Below are 22447 nucleotides of genomic sequence, written 5' to 3' on the forward strand. Positions count from 1 at the left end.
CCGCTTCCGGTCTTGTCAGCGGCGTGACAAGCACGGAGATATTCAGACGACAGCAGATGCGAAGAACCATCACAATAGTGAGCATTTGGGGGATTAGGGGGCTTACCACGTGCACGGCTATCTTCGCGATCTCGGGCTGCTCCGGGATCGGCGGTTCACGCTGCTGCTGACCGCGCGGACCATCTCGGTACTGGGCACCTCCTTCGCCCCCGTGGCTCTCGCCTTCGGCATCCTCGCCCTGCCCGGCGCGGACGCCACCACGCTGTCCGTGGTGCTCACCGCCGAGGCGCTGCCGATGATCGTGTTCATGCTGTTCGCCGGGGTGATCGCGGACCGGTTCCCCAGGCAGCGGGTGATGATGGTCAGCGAGTTCATCAGCGCGCTGGCCTTTTTCGCCCTGGCCGCGATGATGCTGTCGGGCTGGACCCCGCTGCCCGCGATGGCGACCGCCGCGGCGGCCAGTGGCGTGGCGATAGCGATGCTGTTCCCCTCGCTGACCGGCATCATCCCCGAGGTCGTGCCCGCCGACCGGTTGCAGACCGGCAACGCGCTGCTCGGCCTGGGCGCCAACAGCTCGCGGGTGGCGGGCGCGGTGCTGGGCGGCGGCGCGGTCGTACTGTTCGGCAGCGGGTGGGCGCTGGCCGTGAGCGGGCTGATGTTCACGGTGGCCGGGGTGCTGATCGCGGCACTGCGGCTCACGCCCGCCGAGCGCGACGCGGCGGCCGAGCATTCGATGCTGGCCGACCTGCGGGACGGGTGGCGCGAGTTCAGCACCCGGCAGTGGATCTGGGTGGTGGTCGCGCAGTTCTCGGTGCTCGTGATGGGGCTCCAGGCGGGTCACGGGGTGCTCGGGCCGCTGATCGCCAAGGAGAGCCTGGGCGGGCCCGCGGCCTGGTCGGCGTTCCTGGCCGGCGAGGCGGCCGGCACGATCGTGGGAGTGATCGTCTCGCTGCGCGTCCGGCCCAGGCGGCCGATCCTGGTCGGGACGCTGCTCTGCCTGCCGACCGCGCTGCCGTACGTGCTGCTGGGCACCGGCGCGCCGCTGTGGGCGATCGTGGCGGGCGCGTTCGTGCTGGGGGTCTGCTTCGACGTGTTCGGAGTGCTGTGGCAGACGACCATGCAGCGGGAGGTGCCGCCGGAGTCGCTGTCGCGGGTCAGCTCGTACGACGCGCTGGGCTCGCTGATGTTCGGCCCGATCGGGCTCATGCTGGCCGGGCCGGTGGCGAGCCTGGTCGGCACCCGGACGGCGCTGCTGGGCTGCGCGGCGCTCGTCGTGCTGTCCACACTCGCCGCGCTGCTGTCTCCCGGGGTGCGGCAACTACGCGCTCCCGCTCCGGTCGCCGAGAGCGTGCCCGGCTGAGCGCGTTCAGACGACGATCAGCGTCACCACGACGCCCGCGCAGTTGCCCGCCACGCAGATGCGGACGGGCACCTCGGACACCCCAGCGGCCTCCGGGATGCCGCCGATGTGCCCGTCGGGGCCGATCGTGACGCCCGCCGGCAGCTTGCCGTGGTCGGTCACGGAGAACGTGGGCGGCACGCCGGTGGGCCCGCCCGAGATCCCGATCTGGTCGTCGTAGCGGTTGCCCACCTTGCCGGGGAAGGCCAGCTCACTCGGCTGCCAGGGCACGTTCCGCAGCACGACGACCGTGACCTGCTGATCGACGCAGTCCTGGCCACGGCACAGGCGGACGGGCGTGGCGAAGGTGCCGGGACGCTGGGGAACTCCGTGCAGCCGGCCCGCGTCGTCCAAGGTCACGCCCGGTGCCAGGGCGGCGCCGCGGATGGTCAGGCCGTCCTGGAACGGCAGCAGGCGATTGGTCACCTCGATGCCCTGCGTGACGTAGAAGACGTCCTCGACGAGCCGCTTGGTCGGGGGGTCCACGTGCCGGGCGGGCAGGTCCCTCGATATGGCCACTGGGTGGAAGTCGGCCGAGGGCAGCGTGGGGAGCAACGCGTACAGACTCAACCCGGCAACGACAAATGCCCATGTTTGCCGCATCCCACCCCCTGTTCGTCTCCTCGATACGTACCCCACCAGCGCGTAGCGTTACTCCTGGCTCACGCATAGATAATCGGTTCATGGCCGCTGAATCCGCCCAGACCCTGGAACGCGGGCTGCGCCTGCTCAGGCTGCTCGCCGACGGCAAGGGCGGGCGGACGCCCACCGAGCTGAGCACCGAGCTGTCGTTGTCCCGACCGGTGGTCTACCGGCTGGTGACCACGCTGCTGAGCGAGGGGTTCGTCCGCCGTGACGCCGAGGGGCGGGTGCACCTCGGGTTCGGCGTGCTCGTGCTGGCCCAGGCCGTACAACCGCTGCTGCGCGCGGCGGCGCTGCCCACGCTGCGGCGGCTGGCCGAGGACGTGGGCGCGACCGCGCACCTGACCGTGGCCGAGGGCGACGACGGCCTGGCCGTGGCGGTGGTGGAACCGTCGTGGACGGACATGCACGTGGCCTACCGGGAGGGGTCGCGTCACTCCCTGTCGCTGGGCGCCGCCGGGCGGGCGATCCTGGCGCTGCGCGAGGGACGGGCCGACTATCTGGTGACGGAGGGGCAGTTGCAGGAGGGCGCGCGGGGGATCGCCGCGCCCGTGTCCGGGCTGCCGTGGCTGGAGGCGTCGGTCGGGGTGGTGACGTTCGGGCCGCTCAGCGAGTCGGCCGGGCCGCGCGTGGTCGAGGCGGCCGCCGAGCTGTCCGGCGCGCTGGGTTGACATCGCTTACCCGATGGCGGACGGTAGTTGCATATAGAGGACACACACGTCCGATAATCGGACGCCCTGGAGGCGAAGATGCCTTACTACCGCGTCGTTGGCGAGGTGCCCAGAAAGCGGCACACGCAGTTCAGGCGGCCCGACGGCGGCCTCTACGCCGAGGAGCTGATGGGCGAGGAAGGCTTCTCGTCGGACTCCTCGCTGCTCTACCACCGCTATCTGCCGACCGCGATCGTCAAGGCCGAGGCCGTCACGCCGCTGACCGACACGCGCCTGGAGCCGAACCTGCCGCTGTCGCCGCGCCACTTCCGCACCCAGGACCTGCGCGGCGCGGGCGACCTGGTGACCGGCCGGATGCAGCTGGCGGGCAACGCCGACGTCCGATTGTCGTACGCCACCAGCGACCAGCCCAGCGAGCTCTACCGCAACTCCATGGGCGACGAGTGCGTGTACGTCCAGGACGGCCGCGCCCGCTTCGAGTCGACGTACGGCGTCATCGAAGCCGGCGCGGGCGACTACATCGTCATCCCGACCGGCACGATCCACCGCTGGGTGCCCGACGGGCCGGTCAACGTGCTGGCCATCGAGGCGTCCGGGCACATCAGGCCGCCCAAGCGCTACCTGTCGCAGTACGGGCAGTTCCTGGAGCACGCGCCTTACTGCGAGCGCGACCTGCGCAGCCCGGCGGAGCCGTTCGTCGTCGAGGGCGAGGAGGTCCCGGTGCTGGTCCGCACGCGGGGCGGGCTGACCCGGCTGGTCTACCGCAACCACCCGTTCGACGTGGTCGGCTGGGACGGCTACCTGTATCCGTTCGCGTTCAACATCAATGACTTCGAGCCGATCGTGAAGAAGACGCACGCGCCGCCGCCGGTCCACCAGACGTTCGAGGGACCGGGGTTCGTGATCTGCTCGTTCTGTCCTCGGCCGCTGGACTTCCACCCCGAGTCCGTACCGATCCCCTACAACCACCACAACGTCGACTCCGACGAGTTCATGTTCTACGTGGGCGGCGACTACTCGGCCCGCAAGGGCTCCGGCATCGACGTCGGCTCGATCTCGCTGCACCCGGCCGGCTTCACGCACGGCCCGCAGCCCGGGGCGGTGGAGGCGGTCATCGACGCGGTCAGCCGCGGCATCACGACCACCAGCGAGATGGCCGTGATGATCGACACCTTCCGCCCGCTCGACCTCGGCCAGGCCGCACTGACCTGCGAGGACCCCGGCTACGCCTGGACCTGGGCCCGATGAACCTCTACCTCGCACTGGTCGACGACGCGGGCCTGTTCCCGCCGACCTCCCTGCACATGTCGGAGGCGCTGGCCCGCCACCAGCGCGACCAGGAGCGGGCCTCCCAGGTGCTCACCCACCGCTTCCTCTGCCCCGCCAGCCGCCTCGACGGGCTGCGCCGCGAGGAGGCCCCGCCGCGCCGGATCGGGCTGATCGTCGACACGCCGGACATCCCGCCGTTCGACGACCTGCCCGTGGACTCCGTCGAGCTGCGCGCGGACGCCCTCGACCAGCTGCCCGACGACGGCCTGCCACCGGGCGTGCGGCTGTTCGTCGAGGTGCCCGCCGGGAAGTACGTCGCCGACGTGCCCGAGGGCGCCGCGCTCAAGGTGCGCTGCGGCGGCGCGACCGCCGACGCCTTCCCGTCGGTCGAGCATCTCGCGGCGTTCATCCGGTTCTGCGCGGAGCACGACCTCCAGTTCAAGGCCACCGCCGGACTGCACCACGCCGTACGCCATTTCGACCCCACGCTCGGCGTCGACCGGCACGGCTTCCTCAACCTGCTGCTGGCCGTCTGCGAGGCGGTGGACCAGCGCGACCCCGCGCCCGTGCTGCGCACCACCGACGTGGGCCATCTCGTCCGGCTGGCCCGAGCCGTGTCCGAGGAGACGGCCAAGCGGGCCAGGGCGCTGCTGGTGAGCTACGGCTCGTGCAGCACCGGCGCCCCGCTGGACGACCTGCGCGCACTGGGACTGATCGAGGAGAACGCGTGAGCTGGGGAATAGACAACCTGCCCTATGGGGTGTTCTCCCGGCGCGGCGAGCGGCCACGCGTCGGCGTGCGCTACGGCGACCGGGTGCTCGACCTGGCCGCCGCGCTGCACGACGAGGTGTTCGCGGCGCCCAGCCTGAACCCCTTCATGGCCAGGGGCCGCACCGCCTGGCACGACACCAGGACACTGATCGCCAACAAACTCACCTCCGACCTCGCGATCACCGAGCCGCACCTGATCCCGCTCGACCAGGTGCGGCTGCACATGCCGTTCGAGGTGGCCGACTACGTCGACTTCTACTGCTCGCTGGAGCACGCCACCAACCTCGGCAAGATGTTCCGGCCCGGCACCGAAGGGCTGCTGCCCAACTGGCGGCACCTGCCGGTCGGCTACCACGGCAGGTCGGGCACGATCGTGGTCTCGGGCACCCCGATCGACCGGCCGCACGGCCAGCTCGGAGCCGGGCGGTTCGGGCCGTCCGCCAAGCTCGACCTCGAGGCCGAGCTGGGCTTCGTGGTCGGCGTACCGACCGAGCTCGGCTCGCCCGCCGGGGCCTTCGAGGACCACGTGTTCGGGGTGACGCTGGTCAACGACTGGAGCGCGCGGGACATCCAGGCGTGGGAGTACGTGCCGCTCGGGCCGTTCCTGGGCAAGTCGTTCGCCACCTCGATCTCGCCGTGGATCACGCCGCTGGAGGCGCTGCCCCGGCTGGCCGGGCGCGTACAGGATCCCGAACCGCTCGACTACCTGCGCAGGACGGACGACTGGGGGCTGGACGTCTCGGTCGAGGTGTCGCTCAACGGCGAGGTCGTGTCCCGCCCGCCCTACTCGGGCATGTACTGGACGCCGGACCAGATGCTCGCCCACATGACGGCGAACGGCGCGTCCCTGCGGACCGGCGACCTGTTCGCGAGCGGCACGATCTCCGGCGAGCAGCGTGACGAACGCGGCTCGCTCATCGAGCTGACCTGGAACGGCAGCGATCCGATCAAGCTCGCCGGCGGCGAGACCAGGACATTCCTGGAGGACGGCGACACCGTGACGATCCGAGCCACAGCCGGCGGCCGGTCATTGGGGGAGGTTTCCGGAACAATCCGATAGGTGACTTGACGTGCTCACTCGATGACCCTCCGCTAACCTGGATATCCCCTTCCCGGAAAGCAGGATCGAGATGCGGCGCGCCGCGGCCATCTTTCTCGTGGCCCTACTCCTGACCGCGGGCTGCTGCCCGGTGACCGCCGACCGCCCGGCGCCCAAGCCGCCCGTCGTCCAGGTCTCCCCCGCCTTCGACACGCGGCGCGCCCGGACGGACCACGGTCTGGTCGTGCAGGCGCAGGGCGGCAAGCTCAGCCAGGTGATCGCCTACGTGGCGGGTGCGCTGGTGCCGGGCAAGCTGGACGCGTCGCGTACGACCTGGCGCTCCTCCTGGACGCTGGCCCCCGGCGCCGAATACACGGTGACCGCCACCGCGGCGGGCTCGGCCGGCCCGTCGACGGTGGCCATGGGCCGCTTCCGCACCCGCGCCGCCGACCGGTCGTTCCAGATCGCCTCCATCGAGCCGCTGCCCGGCGAGACCGTCGGCGTCGGCATGCCGATCATCATGGACTTCGACACCCCGATCCAGGACAAGGCGGCCGTGGAGCGGGCGCTGGAGATCAAGCCGGCCGTCGAGGGCGCGTGGCGCTGGGTGAGCGACACCCGCGCGATCTACCGCACCCGCGCGTTCTGGGAGCCGGAGCAGCAGGTCACGGTCACGGCCCACCTGACCGGCGTACGCATGGCGCCGGGAGTCTACGGCCTGACCGACCGCACGTTCGCCTTCAAGGTGGGCCGCGAGCAGACGACCTCGATCGACACCCGGACCCACCAGATGGTCGTCAGGCGCGGCGGCCGGGTCGCGCAGCGCATGGCCATCAGCGCGGGCATGGCCACCACTCGCGAATACACCACGACCAGCGGCGTCCACCTGACCATGGACAAGGGCGACCCGGTCCGCATGATCTCGCCCGGCCGCAAGAAGGGCGAGCCCGGCTTCTACGACGTGATGATCGACCACGCCGTACGCATCTCCAACAGCGGCGAATACGTCCACGCCAAGAACAACCTCTGGGCCCAGGGCCACGCGAACGTCAGCCACGGCTGCGTCAATGCCCGCCCCGATCAGGCGGCCTGGTTCTTCGCCCACTCGCTGCGCGGCGACCCGGTGACGATCACCGGCACCTCCCGCGAGCTCGCGTGGGACAACGGCTGGGGATTCTGGCAACTCCCGTGGGACAAGTGGCGCCAGGGCAGTGCCTTGTACGACCCCGTGGCCCTGCCACAGCAATGATTCCAGCATTACGGTAGGAGGGGGGAACCAGGCGAGCACATAGGCCCGTTATTCCGTTAGGAGGGCCGGAGCATGGATGAATGGATCATCTGGATAATCCTGGCAGTCGTCCTCGGCGTGGCGGAGATCTTCACCGTCACCGCGGCGCTCGGACTGCTCGGCGCGGCCGCTCTCCTCACCGCGGCGACCGCCGCCATCGGGCTGCCCGTCCCCCTGCAACTGCTGGTCTTCGCCCTGTCTTCCACGGCCGGTCTGATGGTCGTCCGGCCGATCGCCATGCGCCACATCCGGCAGCCACAACTGCAGCGCTTCGGCGTGGAAGCACTGGTTGGCAGGCAGGCGTACGTATTGTCGGAGGTCACCGGCAGGGACGGCAGAGTACGCATCGGCGGCGAGGAGTGGTCCGCGCGCGCCTATGACGAGACCCTGGTGATCCCCACGGGGGCGACCGTCGATGTCATCGAGATCGAGGGCGCCACAGCCCTCGTATATCCCCGGGAGTGACCATGGATCCGCTGTTGGTGGTCGGACTGCTCGTCATCCTCTTCGCGGTGTTCACGGTGCTCAAGGCCGTGCGGATCGTGCCCCAGGCACGCGCCCGCAACGTCGAGCGCCTGGGCCGCTACAACCGTACGCTCAAGCCCGGACTCAACTTCGTCATCCCGTACATCGACCGCGTCTACCCGATGATCGACCTGCGCGAGCAGGTCGTGACCTTCCGCCCGCAGCCGGTCATCACCGAGGACAACCTGGTCGTCGAGATCGACAACGTCATCTACTTCCAGGTCACCGACCCCCGGGCGGCGGCCTACGAGATCGCCAACTACCTCCAGGCCATAGAGCAGCTCACCGTCACCACCATGCGTAACGTCATCGGCGCCATGGACCTGGAGAAGACGCTCACCTCCCGCGACCACATCAACAGCCAGCTGCGCGGCGTGCTCGACGAGGCCACCGGCAAGTGGGGCATCCGCGTCAACCGCGTGGAGGTCAAGGCGATCGACCCGCCGAAGACCATCAAGGACGCGATGGAGAAGCAGATGCGGGCCGAGAGGGACAAGCGAGCGGCCGTCCTCAACGCCGAGGGCCAGCGCCAGTCGCAAATCCTCACCGCCGAGGGCGACAAGCAGAGCGCCATCCTGCGCGCCGAAGGCCAGCGCACCGCCGCCATCCTGCAGGCCGAGGGCCAGTCACGGGCCATCGACCAGGTCTTCCAGGCGGTCCACCGCAACGACCCCGACCCCCAGCTGCTCGCCTACCAATATCTGCAGATGCTGCCGCAGCTCGCGCAGAGCCCCGGCAACACCTTCTGGGTGATCCCCAGCGAGGTCACCTCGGCGCTGCAGGGCGTGTCGAAGGCGTTCACCGAAGCGCTGCCCCGGTCGGCGGCGACGCGCGAGGAGGCGCCGGGCAACTCGGCGGCGGACGAGGAAGTCGCCAGGGCGGCGGAGGCGGCTGCGGAGGCCGTGGCCAACGCTCAGGAGGCCGAGAGCCCCACCGGGCCCCGCCAGCTCACGCAGGCGGTCGAGGACCCGTCGGTCGCGTTCGCGGACCTGGAGAAGGAGCACCAGGAACGCTGACCGGCCAAGACGTCCGCCCGCTGGCGGGGGCGTGGCGGCCAGGACGTCTGCTCGACTAACCTGCCCGCCCGGCCAGAGGTGCCAGCGTGGCCCGAGAGGTGCCCGCCACGCTCAGCCCGGCGGGCACCGGTCGGGCGACTCTGGCCTCAGACTCGCCGCCCACCCCAACGGCGCCGGTCAGGCGACCCCGGCCTTGGACTTGGCGCCGACCTTGGCCTCAGGCTTGGGTTCAGGCTTGGCCTCGGATTTTGGTTCGTTCGGGAGGGGACGGCACGCCATTTCCAGCAGGTCCCGCACCTGGGACGCCCGGTGCAGGGAACCTGCTCGGCAGGCCAGCTTGACCGTGGCGTCAGCCAGGATGACGTCCCCGTTCGCCTGCGGAACATCATCGCCCATCTCGGTGCGTAGCCACTCGGAGATCTCCGCCCAGGAGTAGATGCTGACGTTGTCGGCCTCAATGAGCGGAGCCGGGAAGCCACCGGGCCCGCGCTGCCCGCTCGCCAGTTGGCGAAAGCTGGCCTGCGTGCGGCCACCGTGACGCCTGGCCGCGTCGCCGAGCGTCACCGCGTCGTCGTGCCCCACGCCAACGGCCCACAGCTGGTCGACCGTGCTCATCTGGATGAGCACGGACATGATGGCCTCCAGCAGGCTGTCCGCCTCACGATCACACATGAAGTACGGCTGTGCGCCCCCGACCAGCGCACAGTCATCCATGCCCGCCTCGTGGAGCCGGTCGAACTCGGCAGCATCCGGCTCGCGATTGAGCATGACCTGGAAATCCCAGCTAGTCATGACGTCCCCTCTTGATCGTCGCTTTTGCACTCGAGGTGCCGAGTGAGCCATTGGCGGATCTGCTTGGCATGGACACCTGGATTTCGGGGCGTGCAGTTGATCGTGAACGGCTTTTCTCCGCATTGGCAGGTGATCCAGCCCCAGCGATGCCCGTTGTGGTCCTCCTCGACGGTGAGAGCGCTATTAATCTTGCGGATTGCCTTGAGCACCGCGTTGATCTCGTTGTGTTGATGTCTTCCTCGCCCGACCATGTTCTAACTGTGCAACAGTGTTGCACAGTTAGAACGGCTTTTCCAAGCCAGGGGCCCCAACCTGGGGCTCGCAGCCTGGGAGTGGCAGGTCCACCCTGCTGCGCAGGGTCGTGCATAACCTCGAAGACATGGACAGTGCCAGCCGTCTGGGTGAGTTTCTGCGAGCGCGGCGGGAACTGGCCCGGCCCGAATCGCACGGGATGCCCGCGGCCGGGCTCCGCCGAACACCCGGAATGCGCCGGGAAGAGGTCGCGATGCTCGCCGGCGTCAGCACCGACTACTACATCCGCCTGGAGCAGGGCCGGGACAAGCATCCGTCGGCCGCAGGTGCTCGAGGCGCCGGCGGCCGCGCTGACGCTGGAGGAGGACGCCGTCGCGCACCTGCACGAGCTGGCCGCCCTCGGCTGGGTGTCCGGGTCGTGGCGGCGATGGGAGCGTTGATGTCGGGGATGACGGGGCAGACAGCAAAGATCGAATCGCGTTGTGGCAGATGCGAGGGAAGCCTTGTCCGTCAGGTGAACCAGTTCATCGACCGCGGGCAGTTGTGTTGGGATGCCGAGGTCGCCTGCGAGTCCTGCTGTACTGGCTGGTGCGAGCAATTCGGTTCAGGCGAGACGCCGGAGGATATCCGCAGTGCCCTGCTGGCGGAGCATGGCCCTAGCCGGCTGCGTTTGGTCGGTCCGGCACCGAGCCCGGTCTCGGTTCTGAAGGTTCTGCGGGAGGTCTGGGAGGTGTCGCTTCCCCGGGCTCGTGAACTCGCCGACGAGCTCACTCACTCCGGCTCGGTCGGGACGCTGGCGGAGATGGAGTTCCTGAACATCCGACTGCGAAGCCGTGGCGTCGCAGCCGAGGTGAGGTCCGATGGCAGCCCGGAGAGTGAGCCGATTCCCTCGTAGCGAGCCTTTGATCAATTCGCCAACAGTGTCTCGGCTTGGCGAGCGGGGCCGAGCGTGCAAGGGCGGGTGCCGTCAGGGTGCCTGTTGCGGGTGAGTGAGTTGTGCTTCAAGATCGGCGACGCGGCGGTCTTGGAAGCGTAGGTTGGAGCGCGCGGCCTGGAGACGTTCGTCGAGGTTGTCGCTGGTGAGCCGGCGGACGATGTCCTGCCCATCGCTGCAGGTCAGCGGCGTGCCCGTGGAAATTTCTGCAGTCCGGGACCGGGAGCGACCCGATGGGGCGGGCTCCAGCGGTTCCGCAAGGGTGTCACAGTCTGGTGATGCGGGACGTCAGCTCTGTTGTGTGGCGTCCAGCAGCGTGAGGGCGTTGTGGATGCCTTGCTCGAGGACGGCGTCGGCGAGTTGCCGGTCGGCCAGGGCGCGGGAGAGTTGCAGTGTGCCGATCATTCCGGCGTAGACGGTGAGCACCTTGACGCGTGCCGACTGCGGATCGTGCGGCGCCAGACGCGCGGTTAAGTCGTCGATGATGGCCAGCACGCCGTCGGTGTAGGCCTGCCTGGTCGCGTCCGTGCAGCGGCCGATCTCGTCGAGCAGGGCGGCCGATGGGCAGCCTTCGCCGGGGTTGTCGCGGTGCTCGGGCGACAGGTACGCACGCACGATTTGCTCGACTCCGGCGCGTCCGGGCGTCACCGCGCCGAGGTTTTCGCGCTGTTCGCGGAGCTGGTCGGCGACGGTGGTGGCGACCAGGTCTTCCTTGGAGGCGAAGTGGGCGTAGAAGGCGCCGTTGGTCAGTCCCGCGTCCGCCATGAGCGTGGCGACTCCGGAGCCGTCGATGCCGTCTTTTTTGAGCCGGCGGCCGGCCGTCTCGATGATCCGCTGCCTCGTCGCCCGCTTGTGCTCCTGGCTGTACCGAACCATGCGCTCCTCCTCCTGCGGGGAGGGCCCACCTGCCCTCGCCACACGCCATCATCGTACGATCATAATCTAAATCCGGCGAGACCCTTGCGCCTGGACGACGTCTCATCTTATGGTCGTATGGTCATAATCTAAAGATGGCGCACGAGCAGCGTACGCAGCACTGAGCAGGAGCGTCACCATGGGAGCAAGCCCCCAGGCACAGCAGTTCGCGCAGCTCCTTGACAGCGTGAGCGCGAAGTCCTCGACGCCGGGCCTCGACGTCGGGCGTCAACCGAGCCGGAAGGCGTCACCTACGACGAAGTGGACGCGAACGGCGTCCCCGCCCTGTGGTGCATCCCCGAGGGCGCCCACCCCCGGCCGAGCGCTGCTGCACTTCCACTTCGGCGGGTCGGCCACGCCTCGACGCACTCCGACCGCGAGGCCGCCGGCCACATCGCGAAGGTGGTCGGCGCCCGCTCCCTTGTCAGGATTTCGCTAACGGCTTTCCGTGCTCAGCTCAAGGCCATCCACGCCTGAGGGTTGCAAGCCCCCTTTACTTGTCGGACATTCAGCAGCCTGTCCTGGCGGTCAACGGCGAAGACAACAGGATGGTGCCCAGCCAGCAATTCTGTCGACCTGGCTCGACGGCTGCCGGACACCCAACTCGGACTGTACCGTGACGCCGGACACGGCGGCATATTCCAGTATCACCAAGAGTGCGTCAAAGAGGTTCCGGAATTCCTCGCGCCATAATTTCTTGTCGGATCGGATCGGCCGATCAGGTGAGCGCCGCGTACGCCAGACCGCCCAGCCCGCCGTAGACCCCTGGGCGAGTGTGCCCGGCTTGGGCGGTGGCACAGGAACACCATGCCGACCCGGTTGTGCGACATCGAGTCGGCCGCCTCCTTTCATTCTCACTTGGCAAGAAATCAAGGAGAGAAAGCATCATGAAAGCATTCATCCTCGAACGTTACGGAAACAACGAAAAGTTGCGGGCAGGCGTAATGCCGGACCCGGAGGTGCGGGAGAACGATGTACTGGTCCAGATCCACGCCGCGGGCGTGAACCTTCTCGATGCCAAAATCAGGGACGGAGAGTTCAAGCTCATTCTGCCCTATCATCTGCCGGTCGTTCTGGGCAATGATGTGGCCGGTGTCGTTGTCCGGGCCGGGTCTCGCGTGCGGCGATTCAAGCCCGGCGACGAAGTATACGCGCGGCCAGGTCAAGATCGAATCGGTGCTTTCGCTGAACTCATCTCGATAAAAGAAGACGATCTGGCGCTGAAGCCAACACGCCTCACCATGGAAGAAGCAGCCTCCATCCCGCTGGTCGGCTTGACCGCCTGGCAGGCATTGGTTGAAACAGCGAAGCTGAGGAAAGGACAGAAAGTTTTCATCCAAGCGGGTTCCGGCGGTGTAGGAACGTTTGCCATCCAGCTGGCCAAGCATGTCGGCGCAACCGTGGCTACAACGACCAGCACGGCGAACATCGATCTGGTGAAGCGCCTCGGCGCAGATGTCGTGATCGATTACAGGAAAGACGACTTCGAAAAAATCCTGCATGGCTATGATGTGGTTTTGCATAGCCTGGACAACGAGGCTCTCAAGAAATCTCTACGAGTGCTGAAGCCCGGCGGCAAGCTCATCTCGATCTCAGGCCCACCTGATCCTGATTTCGCGAAAGAGGTCGGATCGCCGTGGATCTTGCGGCCGGTGATGCGCGCCTTGAGCTACCAAGCCAGGAGAGCGGCAAAACGTCATCACGTCAGCTATTCGTTTCTCTTCATGAAAGCAAGCGGCGATCAGCTGCGCGAGATCAGTTCTCTCATCGAATCGGGGAGTATACGCCCAGTCGTGGATCAGGTCTTTCCGTTCGAATCAACCAAAGAGGCCATGGCTTACCTCGAAACGGGGCGCGCAAAAGGCAAGGTCGTCGTCAAGGTGAGATGAACCCCCGGTCGCGGGCTCTGGAGGTTTGCGTCAGTTTCACGGCGGCCGGCAAAGTGGCGCTCGGGCAGCGTGGTCGTCGACGTACCGGGCGACGGTCTTGAGCGCCGCCCGGAGCTTGGGGTGGCGATTGAGGTCGGTCCGCGGCGACAAGGGCCTGCTCACCGCGGTGGCCAAGCTCCTGGAGCGCCCCTTCGACCAGGCGCGAGCAGAACTGGAAGCCATCAAGCACCCCGTCCGCTACGCCAACGGCGTGCACGACGTGATGCTCCCCGCACATGCTTCCTACGTCGCGGTCCAGCACCTCGACTCGGCCACCCTCATTCTCTACAGCGACGCCGGTCACGCCTTTCTGTTCCAGCACGCCAGAAAGTTCGCCACTGAGGTGACCCACTTCCTCACCACCTGACCTCGCCTACGCCACCGCCACCCTCACCGGCCTTCGCCGGCCTGGCACTCCGGGCCGAACGCCGACACCAATCGATGGGGATCTTGCCCTTCGATGACCAACAGCCCCCTACGTACTGATCACCACCCTGCCGCCCACGGAATCGGCCCGGGCCACCTGACCCCGCGGCCTGACACGGAACCCCGGCCGGCCCACCAGATGCGATGCAACGCGCCTTTCTCATTTCACCAGGAGCTTTCCATGGACTTGTCCACCAGCACCGTTCTTGTCACCGGAGCCAACCGGGGGTTTGGCCGTGCGCTCGCTGCCGAGTTGCTCAGCCGCGGCGCCTCCGTCTACGCCGGTGCCCGCAACCCCGGGCAGGTCGACCTGCCGGGCGCCACGCCGATCGCGCTCGACATCACCGACCCCGCCTCCGTGGCGGCCGCTGCCCAGGCCACAGGCGATGTGACGGTCCTGATCAACAACGCTGGCTCAGCCACCGGCAGCGACCTGCTCACCGGCGATCCGGACGACATCCGCCTGGAGATGGACACCCACTATTTCGGCACTCTCTCGGTGGTACGCGGCTTCGTACCCCAGATCGCGGCCAACGGCGGCGGCGCGATCCTGAACATCCTGTCCGGCCTGTCCTGGGTGAGTTTCCCGGAGATCGGCGCCTACTGCGCCGCCAAGTCCGCGCAGTGGTCGCTCACCAACGCCCTGCGCGTGCAGCTCGCCGACCAGGGCATCCGTGTGGCCGGCCTGCACGTCGGCTACATGGACACCGACATGGCACGGACGGTCACCGGGGACAAGTCCGACCCCGCCGACATCGCCCGGATCGCCGTCGACGGCATCGCCGCCGGCGCCTACGAAATCCTCGCGGACGACGCCAGCCGCCAGGCGCAGGCCGCGCTGGCCGCAGGCGTCACAGCGCTCTACCCGCAGTTGGCCTGAGGATCAGTCCACGTCGAGCACCTGCGTCCACGAACTCCTCGCCACCCCAGGACAGTGGCCGACCACGCTGGGCCCTCAACCGGATCAGCACCGACATCGCGCCCGCGCCAAGGACATCGAAGAAACTCGACCCGACCTCATCACGTCGGCGCGATGGCGTCGGCGCGATGGCGTCGGCGCGATGGCGTCGGCCAACCCTTGGCCTGGTCGAGCGCGTACGCTCCGGCGCGCCTCTGAACACCCCGCCCCGCCACCTTCTGCGGCGCCGGTGAAGCCGGCTACACCGGCTACCCCACCCACGCCGGCGAGAAGCCGTTGCGTTGGTCCACGTCATGACCATTGCTCATCGAAGGGACTTGATCGTCATGTCCGAGCAGAACCTGCCCACCACCGGGCGCGGATGGCACCTGGAGGCTCGCCCGGAGGGCCCCGTACGAACTGGTCAGGGCCCTCGATGCGGCAGTCGGGAACCCGCATCGAAGACTACTCCGAGACCGCCGGCAAGCGCCGGGAGGACACCCTGGGCACGTACGGGAGCCAGCCCGGCGACCCCAAGCGGGCCGCCGAGGCCATCCTCACCGTGGTGCGGTCGGAGAACCCGCCCCTGCGGCTGCTTCTGGGAGCGGATGCCCTGAATGTCGCGAAAGCCAAACTCGACAGACTCCGCACCGACTTCGACGGGTGGAGGGAGCTGATCCTCAGCACCGCCTACCCCGAATGACTCGCTTGCCGCGAACGGTCCCCAATGACGGTGTACGGCAGGCGCCCCCGTCCAGGCGGCCTGCCGTCCTCGTGGGCTCAGTGCGACAGCGGCGCGTCCGTGGTGTCGACCAGCGTGCAGTCGGCGACCGGGCCCTCGGCGACGCGCGCCCAGATGCCCGCCACGACTTTGCCGTTGCCCTCACTGACGCTGAACTCCAGCACTCCGGTCTGTCCCTCCTTGATGACGCTCGGGTCGATGGTGTAACCCTCCTCCTGCGGCGGCCAGACCACGAGTCCCGTCTCCTTCGGCAGGAAATGCGCGGCACGGGGCTGCGGGCTGCACTTCTTGCCCCGGGGGATGTAGTTCACCACCACGTTGATCCCCTTGTCCCGCAGGTCCGCCTGGAGCTTGTCGGCGTCCTTCACCTCGTTGATCTGGATGTTGACGGTGCCGTCGGGGTTGTCAGCGATGGCGTACGCGGGGGTGCCGCCGAACAGCAGCGGGATCGCCACGGCCGCCGCCGCGGCCAGGCCCAGCGCGGGCGCCAGGACGATGGGCCGCAGCAGGCGCCGCTTCGGCTTGTCGATCTCGGTCATCACGAACTCCTTGAGCAGTCGGTGACGGCCCTCGGGAAGATCGCGGTCGTATGGCCAGCTCATCGGATCTCCTCCTTTGTGGGGCCTTGGTCACCTACTACCTGTCGGGGCGCGGGCGGCGGTTCCGCGAGTTGGCCGAGTTTCTGGCGCGCTCGCGACAGCCGGGATCGTACGGTGCCCACGGGGACGCCGAGCGCCTCGGCCGCCTCCGCGTAGCCGAGCCCGGACCAGACGCAGAGCGCGAAGACGTCCTGCTCCTGGCGGCGCAGCGAGTCGTAGGCCGCGCGGACGGCGGCCAGCCGCCCGGCGTCGTCGATCCGGCCCACGATCTCGTCGGCGAAGTCGGGCACGCTCTCGCCTCTGGGCATCCTGGCCAGCGCGTCGTCGTGCCTGCGGGCGGCCCGGCGGGCGTTGCGGGCCACATTGGTGGCGATACCGAGCAGCCACGGCCGCAGCGAGCCGCCCTCGGGGTCGATCCGGCCGCGTAACCTCCAAGCTTCGAGAAAGGTCAGCGCCATCACGTCCTCGGCCGCGGACCAGTTCGCGGTCAGGCGGAAGGCATGGTTGTACACGGCCTTCGCGTAGTCGTCGAAGAGCTGCGCGAAGGCCGCCTTATCCCCGGCGCGTATCAGGGCACGTGTCGACATATCCACATAGAGGGACTGTCCGCCCGCGCGTCAGAGTTCCAGCTGTCCCCGGTCGAAGTACGCCGCCAGGTCCGGGTCGAGCGGCGGGACGTCGTACGGCATGCCGCCGTCGCGCAGCGACATCGTGGCCATGTAGCCGGCGGCGACGCTCATCCGCGCGGCCACCGGAGAGGTGTCGGTGGCCCCGCCGTCCCGGACGAACCCGCAGAACTCCCGCATGATGTCCGCGTCGGCGCCACCGTGCGAGCCGGTGGCGTCGGGCACCCGGTACGCGATGTCGCCATCCTCCCGGTAGTCCGATGGCCCGGTGTTCCAGACCTTGACCGTGTCGCCGGGGCCGTCGCCGAAGTTCTCCAACCGGCCCTCCGTGCCGATGACCGTGTAGTTGCGCACGTAGTCGGGGGTGAAGTGGCACTGCTGGTAGGCGGCGATGACGCCGTTGTCGAGGCGCATGTTCATCACCGACACGTCCTCGACGTCGACGACGTGGTTGAGGTCGACGCGACTGGTGGGCGGCCACTCGAACTCGCTCAGCCACCCCTCCGGCCTGGGCGTGCCCGGCTCGCGGCGCGGCAGGTCGCCGTAGAGCATGAGGTCGCCGAGGGCGTTCACGCGGGTCGTGTAGCCGCCGGCCAGCCAGTGGATCACGTCGAGGTCGTGCGCGGCCTTCTGCAGGAGCAGGCCCGTGGTCCGGGTGCGGTCGGCGTGCCAGTCCTTGAAGTAGAAGTCGCCGCCGTAGGACACGAAGTGGCGTACCCAGACCGTCTTCGGCTCGCCGATGACGCCGTGCTGGATGATGTCGCGCATCAGCCGGACCACGCCCATGTGGCGCATGTTGTGCCCGACGTACAGCCGGGTCCCGGTACGTCGCGCCGCGCGCAGGACGTTGTCGCAGCCCTCCACGGTGATGGCCAGCGGTTTCTCCAGGTAGACGGCCTTGCCGGCCTCCAGACAGTCGATCGCGACGCGCTCGTGCGTGTCGTCGGGGGTCAGGACGATAACCGCGTCGAGGTCGTCGCGGTCGAGCAACCGGCGGTAGTCCTCGGTCAGGAATTCCGCGTCGAAGCGCCCAGCCTGGCTCTTCAGCACCGCGGGGTCGGTGTCGCAGAGCGCGGTCACGACCGAGCCCTGGCCCGGCCGGTGGGCGTAGCGGGCCAGGTCCGCGCGCATGCCGAGGCCGATGACTCCGATGCGCAGGTCTTCCACTCCAGTGACGATGTCCACGTCTTGAGAGGCTAGCGCTCGTTTATGCAAATAACCACCGCGGAAAGTGCGAAATCGGGCACGCTCTCGAGTGTCATGGAGGCGGGCGCGAAGCCGGGCGTGAAGGGGAGCTGTGGGGGCACTTAAGAATCCCTCGATGGACACCTCCCTCAGGGAGCGGGCACAGTGCGTTAGGTTCGGGGACACAGGGGAGAGTTGGGGTCATGAAAGCGCTGGTCAAGGATCGAGCCGAGCCCGGATTGCGGCTGGCCGACGTGCCGGAGCCCACACCGGGGCCGGGCGAGGTGCTGATCCGGGTGCTGCGTACCGGCATCTGCGGCACCGACCTCCACATCCGGAAATATGACGACTGGGCGCGGCAAACTCTGAAGCTTCCGCTGATCGTGGGGCATGAGTTCTCCGGGCACGTGGTCGAGGTCGCGCCCGGCGTCGAGGACATCTCCGTCGGCGACCTGGTGAGCGGCGAGGGGCACATCGTCTGCGGCAAGTGCCGCAACTGCATGGCCGGGCGCCGCCATCTGTGCCGCAACACCATCGGGCTCGGCGTCAACAGGGACGGCGCCTTCGCCGAATACGTCACGCTGCCCGCCACCAACGTATGGGTGCACCGGGTGCCGGTCCATCCCGACGTGGCGGCCATCTTCGATCCGTTCGGCAACGCCGTACACACCGCTCTGTCGTTTCCGCTGGTCGGCGAGGACGTGCTGATCACGGGCGCGGGCCCGATCGGGCTGATGGCGGCGGCGGTGGCCACGCACGTGGGCGCGCGCAACGTGGTGATCACCGACGTCAGCGAGGAACGGCTGAACCTGGCCGGCAAGGTCGGAGTGTCGCTGGCCCTGAACGTCGCGCGGACCTCGATCGCCGACGGCATCAAGCGACTCGGCATGCGGGAGGGCTTCGACGTCGGGCTGGAGATGTCCGGCAATCCGCGGGCCGTACGCGACATGATCGCGAACATGACGCACGGCGGGAAGATCGCGATGCTCGGACTGCCCGCCGAGGAGTTCGCCATCGACTGGGCCACGGTGGTGACCTCGATGCTCACCATCAAGGGCATCTACGGCCGGGAGATGTTCGAGACCTGGTACAACATGTCGGTGCTGCTGGAGAAGGGCCTCGACCTGTCCCCGGTGATCACCGACCGCTACCCGTACGCCGAGTTCGACGCCGCCTTCGACACGGCCGCCAGCGGCCGCACGGGCAAGGTCATCCTGGATTGGAGCGCTTGATGTTCACGAACGTACGCGATCAGCTGCGTGCGACGCTCGACGAGATCACCGAGGCGGGGCTGCACAAGCCCGAGCGGGTGATCACCACGCCGCAGAGCTCGCAGGTGGGCGTGGCCGGGCGACAGGTGCTGAACTTCTGCGCCAACAACTACCTCGGCCTGGCCGACCACCCCGAGGTGGTCGCGGCCGCCAAGGAGGCGCTCGACCGCTGGGGCTTCGGGATGGCCTCGGTACGGTTCATCTGCGGCACCCAGGAAGTGCACAAGGAGCTCGAAGGCCGCCTTGCGCACTTCCTCGGCCAGGAGGACTCCGTCCTCTTCAGCTCGTGCTTCGACGCGAACGGCGGCGTCTTCGAGACGCTGCTCGACGCCCAGGACGCGGTGATCTCCGACGCCCTCAACCACGCGAGCATCATCGACGGCATCCGGCTGTCGAAGGCCCGGCGCTACCGCTACGCCAACCGCGACATGGCCGAGCTGGAGGCCAGGCTGAAGGAGGCGTCCGACGCGCGGCGGCGGCTGATCGTGACCGACGGCGTGTTCTCCATGGACGGCTACCTGGCGCCGCTGGCCGACATCTGCGACCTGGCCGAACGCTACGACGCGATGGTCATGGTCGACGACTCCCACGCCGTGGGCTTCGTCGGGCCGACCGGACGCGGCACGCCCGAGCTGCACGGCGTCACCGACCGGGTGGACATCATCACCGGCACCCTGGGCAAGGCACTCGGCGGGGCCAGCGGCGGCTACGTGGCGGCGCGCAAGGAGATCTGCGAGCTGCTGCGCCAGCGCTCCCGCCCGTACCTGTTCTCCAACTCGCTCGCCCCGGTCATCGCCTCGGCCTCGCTGCGCATCCTCGACCTGCTGGAGACCTCCAGCGAGGCGCGCGAGCGGCTGCGCGCCAACACCGCGCGCTTCCGCGCCAAGATGGCCGAGGCCGGGTTCGACATCCTGCCCGGCGACCATCCGATCACCCCGGTGATGATCGGCGACGCCGCCGAGGCCGGGGCCATGGCCGAGCGGCTGCTGGAGCTCGGCGTGTACGTGATCGGCTTCTCCTACCCGGTCGTCCCCCATGGAAAGGCCCGGATCCGGGTCCAGCTGTCGGCGGCCCACTCGGCCGAGGACGTGGACCGCGCGGTCGACGCCTTCATCAAGGCCCGCACGCCCCACCCGGTATAGGCGCTGAGTATTCTCGCTGCGTGATAGACACGCGGCGGCTGCGTACGCTGCGCGCGGTGGCCGACCATGGCACGGTCACCGCCGCGGCCGCCGCCCTGCACCTAACCCCGTCGGCGGTGTCCCAGCAGCTCCTGGCGCTGGAACACGAGGTGGGCCACCGGCTGTTCACCCGCGACGCGCGCGGCGTGCGCCTGACCGCCGTCGGCCAGATCATGCTGGCCCACGCCAACGAGGTGCTCGCCCAGCTCGAACGCGCCGAGGCCGAGGTCGCCGCCTACACCACGGGCGCGGCGGGCGAGGTGACGGTCGCCTGCTTCGCCACCGCGATCAGCGCCGTGCTCTCCCCCGCCATCACGGCCCTGCGCACCGGCTCCCCGGGGCTGCGCGTACGGGTGCTCGACGCCGAGGGCGACCACAGCCTGTCCATGCTGCTCGACGATCAGGCCGACCTGGCCATCGCGGTCGAATACCGAGGCGCACCCGACGCGGCCGACCCCCGCCTGCACCGGTCCGCCCTGTACGCGGAGCCGTTCGACCTGGTCCTCCCGCAGGACCACCCCCTGGCGAGCTCCGGCGGCGCCTCGGTGCGGCTCGGCGATCTCGTCGGGGAGACGTGGATCGGCCCCTATCCCGGCAATCCCGTCCACGACGTGATCACGTTCGCCTGCGAGCAGGCCGGCTTCTCGCCGGACTTCGCGCACTGCTCCGACGACTTCCGCGCCGTGGTGGCGCTGGTCGGAGCCGGTGCGGGGGTGGCGCTCGTGCCCAGGCTGGCGCTGCGTGACATGGTGCTGCCCGGGGTGGCGGTACGCCGTACGCCGGGTCCCGAGCGACGCGTCTTCGCGGCCGTACGCCGTGGCGCCGAGGCCCACCCTCTTCTCCGGCCGTTGCTCGACACCCTGCACACCATCGCCGGCTCCCTCGGAAACGGGTGACACTGTGGCACCAGGCGTGCCGTACCGGAAGTTATTCGGCCTGCCGGGGGTGACGGCGCAGGCCGTGCTCGGGTTCCTGGCCCAGCTCACCCAGCAGGTCGCGCCGGCCGGGATCGTGCTGGTGGTGCAGGCGTCGAGCGGTTCGCTCGTACTGGCGGGGCTGGCCGCGGCGGCGTTCGGTATCGGCGCGGGGATGGCCCGGCCGGTCCAAGGGCGCCTCATCGACCGGCGAGGGCCGCGCGGGGTGCTGGCGGTCAGCGCGGCAGCGCACGTCACGGCCCTGATCGCGTTGGTGATCGGCGCCGGGTCCGGCTGGCCGGGGTGGACGACCGTGGCGCTGGCCTGGACGGCGGGGGCCGGGCTGCCGCCGATCTCGGTGACGATGCGCATCGAGTGGGGCGGCCGGATGGCCGCGGAGGGACGTACCGCCGCCTACAGCCTGGTGTACCTGGTGCAGGAGCTGGCCATCCTCACAGGCCCGCTGCTGTTCGGGCTGCTGATCGCGCTGGTGTCGGCGTCAGTGGGGCTGGGTGTGGTGGCAGCCGCCGCGGGCGCGGGCACGCTGGCCTTCTCGCGGGTGCTGAAGGTCACCGGTCCCTCGCTGTCGGCGGGCCGGGGCCGGGTGTTCCGGCACGTCGGCATGCGCGTGCTGCTCGGCGTGGTCGTCCTGCTCGGCGGGGCCATCGGCGCGCTGGACGTCGGGGTGCCCGCTCTCGCGGTGGCTCGGGGCATTCCGGCCGCGACGGGCCCGCTGGTGGCGGCGCTGGCGCTGGGCGGCGTCGCCGGAGCGGCCGTCTACGGCGCCCGCCAGTGGGCCGCCGCGCCCGCCCTCAGGCTGAGCGGGCTGCTCCTGGTCTTCGGTCTCGCGTTGGCGCCGCTGGTGCTGGTGTCCTCGCTGCCCTTGTTCTGGGTGGTGCTCTTCGCCGGGGGGCTCATGGTCAACCCCGCGCTGACGACCACGTCCCTGCTGGTGGACGAGTTCGCGCCGGGGGCGCAGGCGGAGGCGTTCGGGTGGGTGTCGACGGCGGTGAGCATGGGGGCCGCGGCGGGGGCGGGGGTGGCGGGGGTGGTGGCGCAGCAGTTCGGGCCGTCGTTGCCGTTCCTGGTGGCCGCCGGTTTCGCCGGTCTGGCCGCGATCCTGTCGAGCCTCCTCCTGGGGCCCATCGGCCGCCCCTGATCGGT

Annotated in this window: 24 protein-coding genes and 1 pseudogene; 18 read left to right on the forward strand and 7 right to left on the reverse strand. The window is 69.1% G+C overall.

Features of this window, described 5'->3' with window-relative positions; genetic code table 11:
* Positions 1 to 109: 109 nt before the first annotated feature.
* A complete protein-coding gene (locus AB0C30_RS50385) occupies positions 110 to 1360 on the forward strand; it encodes an MFS transporter (RefSeq protein ID WP_357957872.1) in 1251 nt (416 codons plus the stop codon).
* Positions 1361 to 1366: 6 nt separating this feature from the next.
* On the opposite strand, the gene AB0C30_RS50390 is transcribed toward AB0C30_RS50385, so the two are convergent.
* The gene (locus AB0C30_RS50390; RefSeq protein WP_357957874.1) at positions 1367 to 1969 is read right to left on the reverse strand and encodes a hypothetical protein; all 603 of its coding nucleotides are present in this window, start codon (positions 1967 to 1969) and stop codon (positions 1367 to 1369) included.
* A gap of 113 nt (positions 1970 to 2082) precedes the next feature.
* Between AB0C30_RS50390 and AB0C30_RS50395 the strand changes: the two genes are divergently transcribed.
* The 7 genes from AB0C30_RS50395 to AB0C30_RS50425 all read left to right on the forward strand — a co-directional run bounded on the left by AB0C30_RS50395 (position 2083) and on the right by AB0C30_RS50425 (position 8620).
* Positions 2083 to 2712: a helix-turn-helix domain-containing protein gene (locus AB0C30_RS50395; protein ID WP_357957876.1), complete on the forward strand. Its 630-nt coding sequence runs from the start codon at positions 2083 to 2085 to the stop codon at positions 2710 to 2712.
* Positions 2713 to 2790: 78 nt separating this feature from the next.
* Positions 2791 to 3960 carry a homogentisate 1,2-dioxygenase domain-containing protein gene (locus AB0C30_RS50400; protein ID WP_357957878.1) on the forward strand — a complete coding sequence of 390 codons (1170 nt, stop codon included), beginning with the start codon at positions 2791 to 2793 and terminating at the stop codon, positions 3958 to 3960.
* Positions 3957 to 4712 (forward strand): hypothetical protein, encoded by a 756-nt coding sequence (locus AB0C30_RS50405; RefSeq protein WP_357957880.1) that lies wholly within the window; start codon positions 3957 to 3959, stop codon positions 4710 to 4712. The genes AB0C30_RS50400 and AB0C30_RS50405 overlap by 4 nt, the downstream gene beginning before the upstream one ends.
* Entirely contained in the window at positions 4709 to 5812 is a 1104-nt protein-coding gene (fahA, locus tag AB0C30_RS50410; RefSeq protein WP_357957882.1) for a fumarylacetoacetase, read from the forward strand. The genes AB0C30_RS50405 and fahA overlap by 4 nt, the downstream gene beginning before the upstream one ends.
* 70 nt (positions 5813 to 5882) lie before the next feature.
* Positions 5883 to 7040, forward strand: coding sequence for an Ig-like domain-containing protein (locus tag AB0C30_RS50415; RefSeq protein WP_357957884.1), 1158 nt, complete (start codon positions 5883 to 5885; stop codon positions 7038 to 7040).
* A 72-nt stretch (positions 7041 to 7112) separates the two neighbouring features.
* On the forward strand, positions 7113 to 7544 hold the full coding sequence (locus AB0C30_RS50420; RefSeq protein ID WP_357957886.1) for an NfeD family protein: 432 nt from the start codon (positions 7113 to 7115) through the stop codon (positions 7542 to 7544).
* Positions 7545 to 7546: 2 nt separating this feature from the next.
* Positions 7547 to 8620, forward strand: coding sequence for an SPFH domain-containing protein (locus tag AB0C30_RS50425; protein WP_357957888.1), 1074 nt, complete (start codon positions 7547 to 7549; stop codon positions 8618 to 8620).
* 177 nt (positions 8621 to 8797) lie between these two features.
* Here the strand turns inward: AB0C30_RS50425 and AB0C30_RS50430 are convergent, their stop codons facing one another.
* Positions 8798 to 9412, reverse strand: coding sequence for a hypothetical protein (locus AB0C30_RS50430; protein ID WP_357957890.1), 615 nt, complete (start codon positions 9410 to 9412; stop codon positions 8798 to 8800).
* Entirely contained in the window at positions 9409 to 9663 is a 255-nt protein-coding gene (locus tag AB0C30_RS50435; protein WP_357957891.1) for a hypothetical protein, read from the reverse strand. Before AB0C30_RS50435 ends, AB0C30_RS50430 begins: the two co-directional genes overlap by 4 nt.
* 200 nt (positions 9664 to 9863) lie before the next feature.
* Here AB0C30_RS50435 and AB0C30_RS50440 point away from each other — a divergent pair.
* Together AB0C30_RS50440 and AB0C30_RS50445 are read left to right on the forward strand one after the other, a co-directional pair.
* Positions 9864 to 9926: pseudogene (locus AB0C30_RS50440) on the forward strand (hypothetical protein); the annotation flags it as partial.
* 252 nt (positions 9927 to 10178) lie between these two features.
* Positions 10179 to 10559 (forward strand): hypothetical protein, encoded by a 381-nt coding sequence (locus tag AB0C30_RS50445; protein WP_357957990.1) that lies wholly within the window; start codon positions 10179 to 10181, stop codon positions 10557 to 10559.
* Positions 10560 to 10886: 327 nt separating this feature from the next.
* Here AB0C30_RS50445 and AB0C30_RS50450 read toward each other — a convergent pair whose 3' ends face one another.
* A complete protein-coding gene (locus tag AB0C30_RS50450) occupies positions 10887 to 11474 on the reverse strand; it encodes a TetR/AcrR family transcriptional regulator (protein ID WP_357957893.1) in 588 nt (195 codons plus the stop codon).
* A gap of 926 nt (positions 11475 to 12400) precedes the next feature.
* Between AB0C30_RS50450 and AB0C30_RS50455 the strand changes: the two genes are divergently transcribed.
* The 4 genes from AB0C30_RS50455 (at position 12401) to AB0C30_RS50470 (ending at position 15468) form a co-directional block, all read left to right on the forward strand.
* Complete coding sequence (locus AB0C30_RS50455; protein WP_357957895.1) at positions 12401 to 13402, forward strand: NADP-dependent oxidoreductase; 1002 nt, start codon at positions 12401 to 12403, stop codon at positions 13400 to 13402.
* A 127-nt stretch (positions 13403 to 13529) separates the two neighbouring features.
* On the forward strand, positions 13530 to 13808 hold the full coding sequence (locus AB0C30_RS50460; RefSeq protein ID WP_357957897.1) for an alpha/beta hydrolase: 279 nt from the start codon (positions 13530 to 13532) through the stop codon (positions 13806 to 13808).
* 240 nt (positions 13809 to 14048) lie between these two features.
* Positions 14049 to 14747: an SDR family oxidoreductase gene (locus AB0C30_RS50465; protein ID WP_357957899.1), complete on the forward strand. Its 699-nt coding sequence runs from the start codon at positions 14049 to 14051 to the stop codon at positions 14745 to 14747.
* 454 nt (positions 14748 to 15201) lie between these two features.
* A complete protein-coding gene (locus AB0C30_RS50470; RefSeq protein ID WP_357957901.1) occupies positions 15202 to 15468 on the forward strand; it encodes a hypothetical protein in 267 nt (88 codons plus the stop codon).
* 77 nt (positions 15469 to 15545) lie between these two features.
* On the opposite strand, the gene AB0C30_RS50475 is transcribed toward AB0C30_RS50470, so the two are convergent.
* Genes AB0C30_RS50475 through AB0C30_RS50485 form a run of 3 tightly spaced genes read right to left on the reverse strand, consistent with a single transcriptional unit; the run spans position 15546 to position 17917 of the window.
* Positions 15546 to 16109, reverse strand: a complete 564-nt coding sequence (locus tag AB0C30_RS50475) for a hypothetical protein (RefSeq protein WP_357957903.1) — start codon at positions 16107 to 16109, stop codon at positions 15546 to 15548.
* Positions 16106 to 16693 (reverse strand): RNA polymerase sigma factor, encoded by a 588-nt coding sequence (locus AB0C30_RS50480; protein WP_357957905.1) that lies wholly within the window; start codon positions 16691 to 16693, stop codon positions 16106 to 16108. Before AB0C30_RS50480 ends, AB0C30_RS50475 begins: the two co-directional genes overlap by 4 nt.
* 30 nt (positions 16694 to 16723) lie before the next feature.
* Positions 16724 to 17917: a Gfo/Idh/MocA family oxidoreductase gene (locus tag AB0C30_RS50485; protein WP_357957907.1), complete on the reverse strand. Its 1194-nt coding sequence runs from the start codon at positions 17915 to 17917 to the stop codon at positions 16724 to 16726.
* A 203-nt stretch (positions 17918 to 18120) separates the two neighbouring features.
* Between AB0C30_RS50485 and tdh the strand changes: the two genes are divergently transcribed.
* The 4 genes from tdh to AB0C30_RS50505 are packed head-to-tail and all read left to right on the forward strand — an operon-like array spanning position 18121 to position 22442.
* Positions 18121 to 19149, forward strand: coding sequence for an L-threonine 3-dehydrogenase (gene tdh / locus AB0C30_RS50490; protein ID WP_357957909.1), 1029 nt, complete (start codon positions 18121 to 18123; stop codon positions 19147 to 19149).
* Positions 19149 to 20330, forward strand: a complete 1182-nt coding sequence (locus AB0C30_RS50495; protein ID WP_357957911.1) for a glycine C-acetyltransferase — start codon at positions 19149 to 19151, stop codon at positions 20328 to 20330. The genes tdh and AB0C30_RS50495 overlap by 1 nt, the downstream gene beginning before the upstream one ends.
* Before the next feature lie 20 nt (positions 20331 to 20350).
* Entirely contained in the window at positions 20351 to 21265 is a 915-nt protein-coding gene (locus tag AB0C30_RS50500) for a LysR family transcriptional regulator (RefSeq protein ID WP_357957913.1), read from the forward strand.
* A gap of 4 nt (positions 21266 to 21269) precedes the next feature.
* Positions 21270 to 22442, forward strand: a complete 1173-nt coding sequence (locus AB0C30_RS50505; protein WP_357957915.1) for an MFS transporter — start codon at positions 21270 to 21272, stop codon at positions 22440 to 22442.
* The last annotated feature ends 5 nt before the right edge of the window (positions 22443 to 22447 follow it).

Source organism: Nonomuraea sp. NPDC048901 (assembly GCF_040649695.1).
In the GTDB taxonomy this organism is placed as follows: Bacteria; Actinomycetota; Actinomycetes; order Streptosporangiales; family Streptosporangiaceae; genus Nonomuraea.

Coding starts and splice junctions, on each gene's coding strand:
- AB0C30_RS50395 (WP_357957876.1), top strand. CDS start 2,083: ATGGCCGCTGAATCCGCCCAGACCCTGGAACGCGGGCTGCGCCTGCTC.
- AB0C30_RS50400 (WP_357957878.1), top strand. CDS start 2,791: ATGCCTTACTACCGCGTCGTTGGCGAGGTGCCCAGAAAGCGGCACACG.
- AB0C30_RS50405 (WP_357957880.1), top strand. CDS start 3,957: ATGAACCTCTACCTCGCACTGGTCGACGACGCGGGCCTGTTCCCGCCG.
- AB0C30_RS50415 (WP_357957884.1), top strand. CDS start 5,883: ATGCGGCGCGCCGCGGCCATCTTTCTCGTGGCCCTACTCCTGACCGCG.
- AB0C30_RS50420 (WP_357957886.1), top strand. CDS start 7,113: ATGGATGAATGGATCATCTGGATAATCCTGGCAGTCGTCCTCGGCGTG.
- AB0C30_RS50425 (WP_357957888.1), top strand. CDS start 7,547: ATGGATCCGCTGTTGGTGGTCGGACTGCTCGTCATCCTCTTCGCGGTG.
- AB0C30_RS50430 (WP_357957890.1), bottom strand. CDS start 9,412: ATGACTAGCTGGGATTTCCAGGTCATGCTCAATCGCGAGCCGGATGCT.
- AB0C30_RS50435 (WP_357957891.1), bottom strand. CDS start 9,663: ATGGTCGGGCGAGGAAGACATCAACACAACGAGATCAACGCGGTGCTC.
- AB0C30_RS50450 (WP_357957893.1), bottom strand. CDS start 11,474: ATGGTTCGGTACAGCCAGGAGCACAAGCGGGCGACGAGGCAGCGGATC.
- AB0C30_RS50455 (WP_357957895.1), top strand. CDS start 12,401: ATGAAAGCATTCATCCTCGAACGTTACGGAAACAACGAAAAGTTGCGG.
- AB0C30_RS50465 (WP_357957899.1), top strand. CDS start 14,049: ATGGACTTGTCCACCAGCACCGTTCTTGTCACCGGAGCCAACCGGGGG.
- AB0C30_RS50470 (WP_357957901.1), top strand. CDS start 15,202: ATGCGGCAGTCGGGAACCCGCATCGAAGACTACTCCGAGACCGCCGGC.
- AB0C30_RS50475 (WP_357957903.1), bottom strand. CDS start 16,109: ATGAGCTGGCCATACGACCGCGATCTTCCCGAGGGCCGTCACCGACTG.
- AB0C30_RS50480 (WP_357957905.1), bottom strand. CDS start 16,693: ATGTCGACACGTGCCCTGATACGCGCCGGGGATAAGGCGGCCTTCGCG.
- tdh (WP_357957909.1), top strand. CDS start 18,121: ATGAAAGCGCTGGTCAAGGATCGAGCCGAGCCCGGATTGCGGCTGGCC.
- AB0C30_RS50495 (WP_357957911.1), top strand. CDS start 19,149: ATGTTCACGAACGTACGCGATCAGCTGCGTGCGACGCTCGACGAGATC.